The following is a 14,166-nucleotide window of genomic DNA, read 5'->3' on the forward strand; positions in this document are numbered from 1 at the left end:
CCTTACATCCGGTTTCCTGTTTTGACATAAAATTTTTTTTTTTGGGGTTTTTTTAAAAAACCCACCCCCCCCACCCACCCCCCCCCCCCCCCCCCCCCCCCCCGGCCGCGCCCCCCCCGCGACGGCGAAAACGGTCGGAAGACCTCAGGCCCGTGGGCCACCGGCCACGTAGATGACCTGGCCGGACACGAACGACGCGTCGTCGCTCACGAGGAACGAGGCGACCCCGGCGATGTCTTCCGGCTGCCCCGGACGCCCGACCGGGATCTGCGACGCCGCCGCCTTGATGAAGTCGTCGAACGGGACCCCGATGCGCTCCGCGGTGGCCGCGGTCATGTCGGTCTGGATGAAGCCCGGCGCGATCGCGTTCGCGGTGACGTTGTACCGGCCGAGCTCGATCGCCAGCGTTTTCGTGAAGCCCTGCATGCCGGCCTTGGCGGCGGAGTAGTTCGCCTGTCCGCGGTTGCCGAGCGCCGACGTGCTCGACAGGTTGACGATCCGGCCCCACGCCTGCTCGACCTGGAACTTCTGCACGGCCTTGGTCATCAGGAACGCACCGCGCAGGTGCACGCCCATGACCGAGTCCCAGTCGTTCTCGGTCATCTTGAACAGCATGTTGTCCCGGATGATCCCGGCGTTGTTGACCAGCACGGTCGGCGCACCCAGTCCGTCGACGACCGCCTGGACGCCGTCCTCGACCTCGCCGGAGTGGCTGACGTCGGCGCCGACCGCGAGCGCCCGGCCGCCGGCGGTCGTGATCGTGTCGACGGTGTTCTTGCAGGCCTCCGCGTCCAGGTCGACGACGCCCACGGCGAAGCCGTCCCGGGCCAGGCGGACCGCGGTGGCGGCACCGATCCCCCGCGCCGCGCCCGTCACGATCGCTACCCGCTGCTCTGCGCTCACGTTCTTGCCTCCTCATTACCGGTCAGGCCTGACCGTCACCCTACCGACGCGTACCCGCAGCAAATCGGGGCTATGGCGTGTGCCATAGCCCCGATTTCGTGCTGACGTCAGTGCGGCAGGTCCTCGAGCATCTCGGTGACGAGCGCGGCGATCGGCGACCGCTCGGAACGCGTGAGCGTCACGTGCGCGAAGAGGGGATGTCCCTTCAGCGTCTCCACCACCGCGGCGACCCCGTCGTGCCGCCCGACCCGCAGGTTGTCGCGCTGGGCGACGTCGTGGGTGAGTACCACCCGCGAGTTGGCACCGACCCGGGACAGCACCGTGAGCAGCACACCGCGCTCCAGCGACTGCGCCTCGTCGACGATCACGAACGCGTCGTGCAGCGAGCGGCCACGGATGTGGGTCAGCGGCAGGACCTCGAGAAGATCACGGCCCAGCACCTCTTCCATCACCGCGTCGCTGACCAGCGCGCCGAGCGTGTCGAAGACCGCCTGGCCCCAGGGGCTCATCTTCTCGGCCTCACTGCCCGGCAGGTAGCCGAGTTCCTGGCCACCGACCGCGTACAGCGGACGGAAGACGACCACCTTCTTGTGCGCCCGGCGCTCCATGACCTGCTCGAGACCGGCGCAGAGCGCCAGCGCCGACTTTCCGGTGCCGGCCCGGCCGCCGAGCGACACGATCCCGACCTCGTCGTCGAGCAGCAGGTCGAGAGCGACCCGCTGCTCGGCCGACCGGCCGTGCAGACCGAACGCGTCCCGGTCGCCGCGCACCAGGCGGACGCTCTTGTCGGGGCGGACGCGAGCCAGCGCCGAGCCGCGGCCGGAGTGCAGCACCAATCCGGTGTGGCACGGCAAGCCTTGGGCGCCGGCCAGGTCGATCGTCTCCTCGCCGTAGAGGCGGGCCATCTCCTCGTCGGAGATGTCGAGGTCGACCATGCCGGTCCACGGCCGCTCGGCCACCGAGATCATCTCAGCGCGGTACTCGTCGGCGTTCAAGCCGACCGCACCGGCCTTGACCCGCAGCGGGATGTCTTTGGTCACCAGGACGACGTCGGTGCCCTCGGCGGCCAGGTTCAGCGCGACCGCGAGGATCCGGGCGTCGTTCGTCTCGGCGCGGAAGCCGATCGGCAGGTTGTCGGTCGAGACGTGGTTCAGCTCGATGCGCAGCATGCCGCCGGCGTCGTTCACCGGCACCGGAACGTCCAACCGCCCGTGCTTGACCCGCAGGTCGTCGAGCATGCGCAGCGTCTGGCGGGCGAACCAGCCCAGTTCCGGGTGGTGCCGCTTGCCTTCGAGCTCGGTGATGACGACCAGCGGCAGCACTACCTCGTGCTCAGCGAACCGTCCCAGCGCGCCGGGGTCGGAGAGGAGAACCGAGGTGTCGAGCACGTAGACCTTGTCGGGCTCGGATGGGTGGTCCTCCGAACGCGGCGCCCGCTCACGGGTTGCCCATTTCGGGCGGCTCTGCGTGTCCGATGCGGACTGGGCGTCGGGAATGGCCCCCTCGGGCGCGATGACCTCGGTGGGAGCGAAGTCGCTCAGTGAAGAGGTCTCTGGGGTACGACGATCGGACATGAGGTGCTCCTAGTCCCGCGGACGCGCACCCGTGCGCCCACTGGCTCGCCGGATCCGGTACCCGCCCCACGGGGCCGGGTGCCGGCCCCGCGACGAAGACAACCGATCGAAGGTTTCAACGCCTGGGCCTCCCGGGTGGGGAAACAGAACCCCACCGGGACCAAAGCTACGCCGTCCGGCCGCGTTCTGGATCGTTATCGCCCAGACTTGCTCTCCCAGTATGTGAACATCCCGTAACAGGACAGGCCCACTGGGTGATGTCTCCGGGCGGGTCAGACGCCGAACCGACGGTTCCGTTTCGCGTAGTCGCGGAGGGCCCGGAGGAAGTCGGTACGCCGGAAATCGGGCCAGTGCGCGTCGCAGAAGTAGAACTCCGAGTGCGCGCTCTGCCAGAGCAGGAAACCGGAGAGGCGCTGCTCGCCGGACGTCCGGATCACCAGGTCGGGGTCGGGCTGGCCCTTGGTGTAGAGGTGTTCGGCGATGTGGTCGACGTCGAGCACCTCGGCCAGTTCCTCGATCGACGTCCCGAGGCTGGCGTGCTCGTGCAGCAGCGAGCGCACCGCGTCGGCGATCTCGCGCCGCCCGCCGTACCCGACCGCGATGTTCACCGACGTGCCGGTCTTGCCGTGCGTGCGCTCGGCGGCGTCCTTGAGCACGCGCGCGGTATCGGCGGGCAACAGGTCGAGCGCGCCGACCATCCGCAGCCGCCACGGCTGGTCGTCGGCGGCCAGGTCGGTAGCCACACCCTCGATGATCCGCAGCAGCGGAGCCAGTTCACTCTCCGGCCGGGTCAGGTTGTCGGTCGAGAGCAGCCAGAGCGTCACCACCTCTACGCCCTGCTCGGAACACCACCCGAGCACGTTCTCGATCTTGCGGGCACCGACGTGGTGACCCTCGTTCGGATCGTCGAATCCGGCCTCACGGGCCCAGCGCCGGTTGCCGTCGAGGATCACGCCGACGTGCCGCGGACGCGGTTTGTCGATCAGCTCGCGGAGTAGCCGACGCTCGTAGAGGGAATAGAGAACTTCCCGAACAGCCACCCCGGCAGGGTACGCCTCGGAAAGGGGCACTCGGAACGACATGGTGGTTACCGATCGGCTACCGATCGGCGACACGCAGCGGCCCGGTCGGCGGGACCGACCGGGCCGAACGACGCCTACTGCACTCCGAGCTTGGTCTTCAGGACGTCGAGCTCCGACCAGAGGACGCCCGGCAGTTTGTCACCGAACTTCTCGAACCACTCGGTGACCTGCGGGATCTCGGCGCGCCACTCGTCCGCGTCGACGGCGAGGGCGGCCGCGACCTGCTCCGGCGTCATGTCGAGGCCATCGACGTCGAGCGAGCCCGGCGCCGGAACGTGGCCGATCGGGGTGTCGACGGCGTCGGCCTTGCCCTGCAGGCGCTGGATGACCCACTTCAGGACGCGGCTGTTCTCGCCGAAGCCCGGCCAGAGGAAGCCGCCGTCGGCGTCCCGGCGGAACCAGTTGACGTAGTAGATCTTCGGGAGCTTCGACGCGTCGCCGGTCGGGCCGCCTTTGCCCATCTCGATCCAGTGCCGGAAGTAGTCGCCGGCGTGGTAGCCGATGAACGGCAGCATCGCCATCGGGTCACGCCGGACGACGCCGACCGCACCGGCCGCGGCCGCGGTGGTCTCGGAGCTCAAGGTGGCTCCCAGGTAAACCCCGTGGTTCCAGTCGCGGGCCTCGCTCACCAGCGGCACGGTCGTCTTGCGACGGCCGCCGAAGAGGATCGCCGAGATCGGGACGCCCTTCGGGTCCTCCCACTCGGGAGCGATGATCGGGCACTGCCCGGCCGGGGTGCAGAATCGCGAGTTCGGGTGCGACGAGGGCTCCTCCGACGACGGGGTCCAGTCGCGGCCCTTCCAGTCCGTCAGGTGCGCGGGTGCCTCTTCGGTCATGCCCTCCCACCAGATGTCGCCGTCGTCGGTCAATGCGACGTTGGTGAAGAGCGAGTTGCCGCGGTCGATCGTCCGCATGGCGTTGGCGTTGGTGTGCCACCCGGTGCCGGGCGCGACGCCGAAGAAGCCGAACTCGGGGTTGAGCGCGTAGAGCCGGCCGTCCTCGCCGAAGCGCATCCAGGCGATGTCGTCGCCGAGGACCTCGACCTTCCAGCCCGGGACCGTCGGCTCGAGCATCGCGAGGTTGGTCTTGCCGCAGGCCGACGGGAACGCGGCCGCGATGTAGTTGACGTCGCCCTCGGGGTCGGTCAGCTTCAGGATCAGCATGTGCTCGGCGAGCCAGCCCTCGTCGCGGGCCATCACGCTGGCGATCCGCAGCGAGAAGCACTTCTTGCCGAGCAGCGAGTTGCCGCCGTACCCGGAGCCGTAGCTCCAGATCATCCGCTCCTCCGGGAACTGGACGATGTACTTCTCCGGGTTGCACGGCCAGGCCACGTCGTCCTGACCGGGCTCGAGCGGCGCCCCGATCGAGTGCAGTGCGGGCACGAACGCGGCGTCGGAACCCATCTTCTCCAGCACGTCGGAGCCCATCCGGGTCATGATCCGCATGCTGGTGACGACGTAGGCGGAGTCGGTGATCTCGACGCCGAACATCGGGTCGGCGGCGGTCAGCGGCCCCATGCAGAACGGGATGACGTACATCGTGCGGCCCCGCATGCAACCCCGGTAGAGGTCGGACATGAGGGACTTCATCTCGGCCGGATCCATCCAGTTGTTGGTCGGACCGGCGTCGGCCGGATCGACCGAACAGATGAACGTCCGCTCCTCGACGCGGGCGACGTCGGAGGGATCCGTCCGCGCCCAGAACGAATTCGGCTTCTTCTCCGGGTTCAGGCGGACGAGGGTGCCGGACTCGACCAACTCATCGGTGAGCCGGCTCCATTCCTCTTCGGAGCCATCGACCCAGACCACTCGGTCGGGCGTGGTGTGTTCGGCCGTCTCCCGCACCCATTCCAGCAGCTTCTCGTGAGTGGTGGGGGCCTCGGTCAGGCCAGGGATCGCGGTAGGGGCTGACATCGATCACTCCTCGGTGGGGCCGTGGATCGAACCTCGAAAACGCCAAAGGACCGCCCGAAGGCGGGTACTTGGCGGGATGTTTCAGTCAGCGTAGACCCGGCAGAACGGGCTGACCGCCGTCCAGATTGTGAGAACTTGCATAGGCATCGATTCAGTTCCCCAGGCCTGTGACCTGCTTCATCGCTGCTCACCCGCCGCTGTGACGACGAGGTTTCATCAGCGCTGACGAATACTCAGCGGCGGCTTACACCAACCGAACCTACGGTGCCGTAACCTCGAATTCGTGCCTAGCGATGACGTGACCACCGATGAACTGACGACCGAGAATCTGGCGGCCGGCGGCGTGACGGTCGCGGACGTGGCGATGGAGGCCGCGGACGGCTCGCCGATCCTGCTCAGTACCAAGGGAGACCCACTCGGCCGGCCGCGAATGCGTGGCTGGCTCCACGTGTACGCGGTCGGTGTCGCCGCCGTGTGCGGAATCGTGCTGTGCAGCATCGCTGCCGCACGGCCGGGTTGGTCGTATTTCTACGGGTGCCTCATTTACAGCTTCACCGTCTGTGGGCTGTTCGGCACCAGCGCGCTCTACCACCGCCGGATCTGGGGTCCGCGCGGCTACGCGACGATGAAACGGCTCGACCACTCGATGATCTTCGTGTTCATCGCGGGGACGTACACGCCGTTCTGCCTTTTTCTGCTCGAACCGCCCACCGCCGATTGGCTGTTGCTGGTGGTGTGGGGCGGCGCGGCGCTCGGCGTCGCGCTGAAGATGGCGTGGCCGAAGGCGCCGAAGTGGCTGGGGACCCCGCTCTACATCGCACTCGGCTGGGTCGCGGTGCTCGTGCTGCCCGAAATCGGGCACGTGAGCGTGACCGCGCTGGTCCTGCTCGCGGTGGGCGGGGTGATCTACTCGCTGGGCGCGGTCTTCTACGCGACCGGCTGGCCGAACCCGTGGCCCCGGACGTTCGGCCACCACGAGTTCTTCCACGCCTGCACGCTCGTGGCCGCGGTGTGCCACCACATCGCGATCTACTTCGCGGTGTTCGCCTGAGTTCTGTCGAGATCGAATGAGGCCCGGCCCCGGTCGGGGCCGGGCCTCATTATTTCGGAAGTGAAGTATTCGACGGGTCAGGTGGTGGACTCGGGGCCGGCGGCGTCCGGGTCGGAGGTTCCGGCGTCCGGGCCGGCCGCGCGGACGCGATCGACCTCGCTCATCGCCGACCGCAGCTGGTCGAGCCACTCGTCGGCGTTGCGCCCGACGAGCCGCACGCACCAGGCCAGCGCGTCCGAACGGGAGCGCGCCACCCCGGCGTCGACCAGCGTGTCGAGCACCTGACGCTCGGGCTGACGCAGCCGGGTCATCACCGGTGCCGAGTGCGTCGTGAAGAGCTCGGTGGTGCCACCGGCCGCCGCACCCCACGAGACCTTGCGGCCGTAGCGGTGCTCACCCTCGCGGGCGACCCGGATCCGTGCTTCGCGCGTCTCTTCGCGGAAACGGGCGATCAGGCCTGCCTCGTGCCCGGCGCGGTCGGCGTCCGTGGCGTCCGTGGCGTGCTCCACCGGGAGCGTGCCCACGACCAGGATCTCGTCCCGGTCGACCTGCACGTCGGGCGCGCCGGTGAACCATCCGCCCGGGAGCCGGCCGGCGAACCACGCCGGCGCGTCCTCGGCCGGCGGGAGATCCGCCTGCTGCCAGCCGCCGGACCGTCCAAACCCTCGTCCATGTCCTCGCATGACTACCTCCTGCGGCTACTTACCCCGTTGGGGCGATTACATGATTACAAGCTAGCTCCGCTTCACGCCATCGCCAACGCTTCCGGGAAAAGACTTGAATGAGTGAGTCCGCACTCATATAGTTCCAACATGACTCCTCCCTCCTCCCGACGCCGTGCGTCGGCACTCAGCCCCGACGATCGCCGCGAGATGATCGTCAAAGCGGCCCTGCCCCTGGTCTCCGAACGCGGCGCCGCCGTCACCACCGCTCAGGTCGCCCGTGCGGCCGGCATCGCCGAAGGCACGATCTTCCGGGTCTTCCCCGACAAGACCGCGCTGCTGGACGCCTGCGTGGTCGAGGCGCTCCGGCCCGACCACGTGCTCGCCGAGCTGGGTTCGATCGAGCTCGACCAACCGCTCGAGGCCCGGCTCGTCGAGGCCGCCGATGCACTCTCCGCCCATCTCGGACGGATGGGTGCGGTCATCGGCGCCCTGCACGCCACCGGTCGCGCGCCCCAGCGCCGCGGCCCCGCGCCCGGCGATCCCGGCGGGGGCATTCACGCCGCGCTGATCGGCAACGCGCTCGCTTCCGGCGGCCCCGACACCGGCCCGGCCCTACCGGAGGGTGGGGACGAGCCCGGGAGCGCGGGCCGCGCCGAGCCGGTGCGCGGTCGTCAGGCCAGTACCGACGCGACCGTCGCGGCGGTCGCGGCACTGTTCGAACCCGAGCGCGAGCAACTGCGCACCACCCCGGAGACGGCCGCGTCGATCCTGCTCAGCCTGCTCTACAGCAGCCAGGGCCGCCGCCGGCTGCCCAACGACCCGGAGGTCGACGTCGAGACCGTGGTCGACGTGTTCCTGCACGGCGCACTGGAGCAGCCGTCGTGAGCCGGGCCGCCACCCGGGCGCTCGCGGTCGTCGGCGCCGTCGCGGCCGCCGTCGCCGGTTGGATCGTCGTCGGCCCGATCGCCGGCGCCGACCTCCGCGTCGACGGGAACGGCCGTGCGCTGACCGTCGGGGTGGGCCCCGTCGTGTTCCTGACGCTGCTGGCCGGGCTCGCCGGTTGGGGATTGCTCGCGCTGCTCGAGCGGATCACCGCGCGCGCCCGGATCGTCTGGGCCGTCGTCGCGGCGGTCGTGCTGCTGCTCAGTTTCGCCCCGATCACCGGGTCGGACGCGACCACCGGCACGCGCATCGGCCTGGGCCTGCTGCACGTGCTCGTCGCCGCGGTCCTGATCCCGGTGATGTGGCGGACCGCCCGCCGGACCCAGCCGCCCCGCGACCCGATCGGCTCAGCCGCTGTGTGACCCGATCGGCTCAGCCGCTGTAGGACCCGATCGGCTCAGCCGATGCGGACCGCGACGGCGAGCGGCGTCTGCTCGCTGCCCTGGCCCAGCGGATTGTCGCCGAACAGGTTCTCGTAGAACTCCTCCGGACGGTCGGCGTCACTGCCGAGCACGTTCCGCCCGATGTCGTTCGCGTCGATCACGACGACACCGGCCAGCGTCTGGGCCGGCTGCGGGAACCCGGATTCCCGCAGGGTGGACGAGATCGTCGCCTTGAGCTTGGACGCCACCCGGTCGGGGTGCGCGGGCGCCAGCTTGGCCGAGACGTTCGCCGGGTAGACCGAGTACTCCGTCGGCCCGTCGATCGCCCGCACGGAGTGGCCGGCGACCTGGTAGAACAGCCCGCGTTTGCCGACCGCCTTACCGGCCGCGCTGACCCCGGCGGCGAACAAGATCCGGGGCAGGCCGGCCTCCCGGATCGCCAGCTCCATCGTCCACGGACTGCCGAGGCCGATGCCGTACGGCGTCTTCACCACGAACTTCGCCAGGGTGCGGGCCCACCACGAGGGCTCGATGTCCCAGATGAAGTACGAACGACCCTGCGAGATCGCGATGATCTTCTCGCTCACCAGCAGGTACCAGGGCCGGTCGAACGCGCCCACGTAGTGTCCGTCGGCGCGGACGTGGCCGAGGAAGTCGGTGACGTAATCGGTGATCCGGCGGGTGTAGTCCTCTCCGGACGTGAACAGCTCGGTACGGATCGGGAACCGCAGCCAGCGCTCCCCGTCGACCGTGATCTCGAGCTGCTTCTTCGCGTTCGCCTCGAGCGGCTCCTTGATCCGGACCGGCTCTTTCTCTTCCGGCTTCGGATCGAGGAACTCCTGCGCCCAGATCTCGACGCAGTAGATCCGCCAGAACAGGTCCGCGTCGTGGTTGCGGCCCTTGATGAAGTCTTCGAACGCGACGAGGACGTTCTGCTGGTGGAACCAGGGCCGGTTGACGAACGACTCGGCCAGGAACGTGCCGTAGATCCGGTTCTTCAGGCGCAGCAACCAGTCACGCACCGGCGCCGAAGCCCGGACGTCACCCGGCGCACCCTTCGGCAGGGCGGCCCGCAGCGACGCGCCGCCCTGGCCGGCGTCGGCCACCGGGTTGGCGAACGGGGTCTCGATCCGGATGCCGAGGCGGGCGGCCGAACGGTCGGCGCAGCGGCGGGCCTCGGCCAGCCGGGCCGACGCCCGCGCCGCCGGAACCGGCGCCGGGGCCGGGCCGTCGGCCGAAACCGGGCGGGCCTGGGCCAGCGTCGGTGCCAGCAGCGTGGCCGGTGCCACCTCGCGGCGCGCCTTCTTGCCGGTCACCTCGACGGTCAGGCCGTAGGCGGCGATCGCGCCGATCGGGTCGATCAACGAGTCGGCGCCGCCCTCGCGCGCGGTCTTGGCCACCGCGTACTGCACGTATTCGCCGAGGTCGGCGACCGGCTCGCCCTGCGCGCGCAGGAACGTGCCCAGGTCGGCGGCGAGCGTGTCGGCGTTCACCCGGACGGAGTGGACGGTCGAGCCGATCGCCGCGCCGACCGCACCGACGTACAGGTCTTCGGTCGTGTCCATCGGCGCGAAGCTGGCCGAGAACACCGCGGACGGCGGCGTGTCGGGACCGGCGGCCACGGCGGCCAGCGCCGCGCCCGGCAGTCCGAGGCCCAGGCGCACCGCGGGCCGGTCGGTGGCGGTGAACGCCCGGCGGGCGGCGGCCAGGCCGTCGATCGGCGGGACCACCGCGTCGATCGGACGCGTCGCCGCACCACTGCCGTCGACGACGAGCGCCTGACCGGCGGGCAGACGGCGGATCCCGGCGAAGAACGTGGCCTCGCCGTCTTCACCGCCTCCGGTGAGGATGAAGTCGACGACCCGCTCGGTGTCGGGCGCCGAGGCGACCAGGCCCGCGTCGACGAGCGCGGCGGGTTCGGACGCGAACGCCAGACCGTCGACGCCGGCCGCGGCCGGCGCGTAGTAGAGCGGGGCCCCGGCGGCGACCAGCACGAGCGCCTCGCGCGCCGGGTCGAGCAGCGCGGCGGTCCACGGCGTGGGCAGCGTCGCGAGCAGCTCGACTCCCCCGGCGGCGTACCGGTCGGCGACCGCGGCCGGGTCGATCCCCGCCGCGACGACGACCGTGCCGTCGCGGTCGGTGTAGGCCGCTGATGTCTTCTCGGCCGCGCGCGCGATGAGACCGATCCGGCCGGCGACGTTGCGGAATTCGGCCTCACCCCGGTGGGCCAGCGCCGTACTCAACGCAACGAGTGCCGTGGCCTGGCCGGATCGCGCCGCGCCGTAGTACCCGGCAATGCCACCCGGGTTGAAGCCGACGGTCGGAGCCCCTGTTTCGGACACTGCCGCGTCGCCGTCCGTTCCGGTCACACCCATGAACGACCAGTCTCCTGTCTCCGCCGAAGTCCCGCCGATCGTAGCGAGGCCCTACCGCAACTGGTCCACGAGCGTCGACGGCTCGGTCGTCGGGCGGTCGCAGACGAACCCCCGGCACACGTACGCTGCCGGTTCTCCGCCGACCAGCGGCCGATCGGCCAGCAGCGGCACGCCGTCGGCGTCGGGAACACCGGCCACGACCACGGTGCCGGGTGCGGTGCCGCGCCAGGCCACGGTGCGCAGCGCGACCGCGTCCGGACCCGAACCGACGATGGCGACCTGCAGCGGTCCGGCCACGGCGGCCTCCCCCACCGCGCAGGCCCAGCCCGCGAAGCGGGCGAATCGTTCGGCGACCGGCGCCATCTTCTCCAGCGCGGCCTCGGCCGCCTCGCGGTGGCGGATCGAACCGGTCAGCGCGCTGTAGCTGAGCAACGCACCCGCCACCGCCGACGAACCGGACGGCGTGGCGTTGTCGGTCGGGTCCTGCGGACGGCGGATCAGCGCTTCCGCGTCGTCGGCGGTGTCGTAGAAGCCACCGTTGCCGTCCGCGAACCGGGTGAGCGCGGTCTCCAGCAACGCGCCCGCCGCCGCCAGCCACCGGGCTTCCCCGGTCACCTGGTGCAAGACCAGAAGGCCTTCGGCGACGTCCCCGTGGTCCTCCAGGACACCGGCGTGCGGCCCGACCCGCCCGTCCCGTGACGTCCGCCGGAGCCTTTCGTCGACCAGGTGCAGGTTCAGCAGCAGGTCGGCGGCGCGCACGGCGGCGTCCACCGCGGTGTTGTCGTCGGTGAGCTCGCCGTACTCGGCGAGCGCGGCGATCGCCAGACCGTTCCAGGCCGCGACGACCTTGTCGTCGCGCGCGGGCTGCGGCCGCGCGGCCCGTGCGGTCAGCAGCCGACCGCGGAGGGTGGCCCACCGTTGCGCGTCGTCGGGGTCCTGTCGCAGTTGCAGGACGCTGGTCCCGTGCTCGAAAGTGCCTTCGGACGTGACGCCGAGCAGTGTCGCGGCCCAGCGACCGTCGTCGTCTCCGAGCGTTTCGACCAGCTGCGCGGGCGTCCAGGCGTAGGTGAGGCCCTCGACCCCGTCGGTGTCGGCATCGAGCGCGGACGCGAAACCGCCCTCGGGCGTGCGCAGGTCACGGATCAGGAACTCGGCCGTCTCACGAGCGACGCGCAGGGCGAGCGGATCCCCGGTCGCGCGCCAGAGGTGCAGGTAGACGCGGAGCAGCAGCGCGTTGTCGTAGAGCATCTTCTCGAAGTGCGGCACGGTCCAGGTCGCGTCCACCGCGTACCGGGCGAAGCCACCGCCGAGCTGGTCGTACATGCCGCCGCGGGCCATCGCCCCGCACGTCTCGGCGACCATCGTCCGGGAGTTCTGATCGCCGGTGCGGGCGTACTGGCGGAGCAGGAACTCCAGCCCCATCGACGGCGGGAACTTCGGCGCGCCGCCGAATCCCTTGTTCACGCCGTCGTAGTCGCGCCAGAACGTGGACGCGGCGGTGTCGAGCTTGTGCACGTCGAGCGGGTGGCCGGGCGCGAGCGCACCCCCGGTCAGCGCCTCGACGACGTTGCGGCCCTGGGCGATCGCGTCCTCGCGCTTGGTGGCCCAGGCCTCGGCGACGGCGGCGATCAGGCGCTGGAATCCCGGCTTGGGGAAGTAGGTGCCGCAGAAGAACGGTTCGCCGGTGGGGGTGGCGAAGACGGTCATCGGCCAGCCGCCCTGACCGGTCATGGCCTGGGTGGCTTCCATGTAGACCGCGTCGACGTCCGGACGTTCCTCCCGGTCGACCTTGATCGGCACCGTGTACTGGTTGATCAGTGCGGCGGTCTCGTCGTCCTCGAACGACTCGTGGGCCATGACGTGACACCAATGGCAGGCCGCGTAGCCGACGCTCAGCAGGATCGGCACGTCACGCCGTACGGCCTCGGCGAACGCCTCTTCCGACCACTCCCACCAGTCGACCGGGTTGTCTTTGTGCTGCAGCAGGTACGGGCTGTAAGCGCTCGCTAGCCGGTTCACCTGCTCGATGATTTCACGCATTCCTCTGCGCGGCCGCGCAGCAGGTCGCGCTCGCGGTCGTTGTCGGTCAGCGCGGCGGCCCGCTCGAACTCGGCTCTGGCCTCGTCCGGGCGGGAGAGCTTGACCAGCAGGTCGGCCCTGACCGCGGGCAGCAGGTGGTAGCGGGCCAGCGTGCTGTCGTCGGCCAGCGCGTCCACCAGCGCGAGGGCTGCCGCCGGGCCGTCGGCGTACGACACCGCGACGGCCCGGTTCAATTCGACCACCGGGGACGGCTCGACCCGGGCCAGCACCGCGTAGAGCGCGGCGATCCGGCCCCAGTCGGTGTCGTCGGCGGTCGCGGCCCGGGCATGGCAGGCGGCGATCGCCGCCTGCAGCGTGTACGGGCCGCCGCCTCGCGCTTCCGCCTGGTGCAGCGCGGTCAGCCCACGGTGGATCAGCAGCCGGTCCCAGCGGGAGCGGTCCTGGTCGAGCATCGTCACGATCTCGCCGGCCGCGTTCGTCCGGGCCCGCAGACGGGACGCTTGCAGCTCCATCAGCGCGATCAGCCCGTGGGCCTCGGGCTCGTTCGGCACGAGGGCGGCCAGGATCCGGCCCAGCCGCATCGCCTCGTCGCACAGCGCCGGGCGGACGAGGTCGGGCCCGGCGGTGGCCGAGTAGCCCTCGTTGAACAGCAGGTAGACCACGCCGAGCACGGACGCCAGCCGGGGGCCGAGCTCGTCGCCGGTCGGTACCTCGAACGGCACCTCCGCGTCGGCCAGTGTCTTCTTGGCCCGGACGATGCGCTGGGCCATCGTCGGGGTCGGGACGAGGAACGCGCGGGCGATCTCTTCCGTGCGCAACCCGGCCAGCATCTTCAGCGTGAGCGCCGCCCGGGCCGGCGGCGTGAGGACGGGGTGGCAGGCGGTGAACATCAGCCGGAGAACGTCGTCCTCGACGTCGTGGTGTTCCTCCTCGAGATCCTCGAGGAGGAGGCCGAGTTCGGCGACCTTCCGCTCGAGCCTGATCTCCCGCCGGATGCCGTCGATCGCCCGGCGCTTGGCGATCGTCATCAGCCAGGCCCCGGGATTGTCGGGTATGCCCTCGGCCGGCCACTGTTCGAGCGCCGCGACCAAGGCGTCCTGGGCCAGGTCCTCAGCCGTGCCGACGTCGCGGACCAGGCGGGCCAGGCCCCCGATGAGCCTGGCCGCCTCGATCCGCCACACGGCCTCGACCGCCTGGGGCGTCGATTCCCGCATGCCCCGGAATGCTAGGCCGTGTTT

Annotated in this window: 11 protein-coding genes; 3 read left to right on the plus strand and 8 right to left on the minus strand. The window is 70.5% G+C overall.

Translation table 11 applies throughout. The annotated features are described in order from the left end of the window. Nucleotides 1-144: 144 nt before the first annotated feature. The 4 genes from ACIBZJ_RS28415 to ACIBZJ_RS28430 form a co-directional block, all read right to left on the minus strand. Nucleotides 145-903: an SDR family oxidoreductase gene (locus ACIBZJ_RS28415; protein ID WP_395934875.1), complete on the minus strand. Its 759-nt coding sequence runs from the start codon at nucleotides 901-903 to the stop codon at nucleotides 145-147. Nucleotides 904-1,010: 107 nt separating this feature from the next. Next, nucleotides 1,011-2,477, minus strand: a complete 1,467-nt coding sequence (locus ACIBZJ_RS28420) for a PhoH family protein (RefSeq protein ID WP_395934876.1) — start codon at nucleotides 2,475-2,477, stop codon at nucleotides 1,011-1,013. 272 nt (nucleotides 2,478-2,749) lie between these two features. Further along, nucleotides 2,750-3,517, minus strand: a complete 768-nt coding sequence (locus ACIBZJ_RS28425) for an isoprenyl transferase (RefSeq protein ID WP_395934878.1) — start codon at nucleotides 3,515-3,517, stop codon at nucleotides 2,750-2,752. A gap of 116 nt (nucleotides 3,518-3,633) precedes the next feature. Then, a complete protein-coding gene (locus ACIBZJ_RS28430) occupies nucleotides 3,634-5,472 on the minus strand; it encodes a phosphoenolpyruvate carboxykinase (GTP) (RefSeq protein WP_395934880.1) in 1,839 nt (612 codons plus the stop codon). Between the two features lie 430 nt (nucleotides 5,473-5,902). On the opposite strand from ACIBZJ_RS28430, the gene ACIBZJ_RS28435 reads away from it, so the two are divergent. Beyond that, nucleotides 5,903-6,523: a hemolysin III family protein gene (locus tag ACIBZJ_RS28435; protein ID WP_395935566.1), complete on the plus strand. Its 621-nt coding sequence runs from the start codon at nucleotides 5,903-5,905 to the stop codon at nucleotides 6,521-6,523. 77 nt (nucleotides 6,524-6,600) lie between these two features. On the opposite strand, the gene ACIBZJ_RS28440 is transcribed toward ACIBZJ_RS28435, so the two are convergent. Continuing rightward, nucleotides 6,601-7,206 carry a hypothetical protein gene (locus ACIBZJ_RS28440; protein WP_395934882.1) on the minus strand — a complete coding sequence of 202 codons (606 nt, stop codon included), beginning with the start codon at nucleotides 7,204-7,206 and terminating at the stop codon, nucleotides 6,601-6,603. Between the two features lie 129 nt (nucleotides 7,207-7,335). Between ACIBZJ_RS28440 and ACIBZJ_RS28445 the strand changes: the two genes are divergently transcribed. Next, entirely contained in the window at nucleotides 7,336-8,073 is a 738-nt protein-coding gene (locus tag ACIBZJ_RS28445; protein WP_395934884.1) for a TetR/AcrR family transcriptional regulator, read from the plus strand. Continuing rightward, nucleotides 8,070-8,492: a DUF6069 family protein gene (locus ACIBZJ_RS28450; RefSeq protein WP_395934886.1), complete on the plus strand. Its 423-nt coding sequence runs from the start codon at nucleotides 8,070-8,072 to the stop codon at nucleotides 8,490-8,492. The genes ACIBZJ_RS28445 and ACIBZJ_RS28450 overlap by 4 nt, the downstream gene beginning before the upstream one ends. A gap of 35 nt (nucleotides 8,493-8,527) precedes the next feature. On the opposite strand, the gene ACIBZJ_RS28455 is transcribed toward ACIBZJ_RS28450, so the two are convergent. Genes ACIBZJ_RS28455 through ACIBZJ_RS28465 form a run of 3 tightly spaced genes read right to left on the minus strand, consistent with a single transcriptional unit; the run spans nucleotide 8,528 to nucleotide 14,142 of the window. After that, the gene (locus ACIBZJ_RS28455; RefSeq protein WP_395934888.1) at nucleotides 8,528-10,888 is read right to left on the minus strand and encodes a hypothetical protein; all 2,361 of its coding nucleotides are present in this window, start codon (nucleotides 10,886-10,888) and stop codon (nucleotides 8,528-8,530) included. A gap of 51 nt (nucleotides 10,889-10,939) precedes the next feature. Further along, the gene (locus ACIBZJ_RS28460) at nucleotides 10,940-12,907 is read right to left on the minus strand and encodes a thioredoxin domain-containing protein (protein ID WP_395934890.1); all 1,968 of its coding nucleotides are present in this window, start codon (nucleotides 12,905-12,907) and stop codon (nucleotides 10,940-10,942) included. Further along, nucleotides 12,904-14,142: an RNA polymerase sigma factor gene (locus ACIBZJ_RS28465; RefSeq protein WP_395934892.1), complete on the minus strand. Its 1,239-nt coding sequence runs from the start codon at nucleotides 14,140-14,142 to the stop codon at nucleotides 12,904-12,906. Before ACIBZJ_RS28465 ends, ACIBZJ_RS28460 begins: the two co-directional genes overlap by 4 nt. Nucleotides 14,143-14,166: the final 24 nt, after the last annotated feature.

Source organism: Cryptosporangium sp. NPDC051539 (assembly GCF_044454545.1).
Lineage (GTDB): Bacteria > Actinomycetota > Actinomycetes > Mycobacteriales > Cryptosporangiaceae > Cryptosporangium.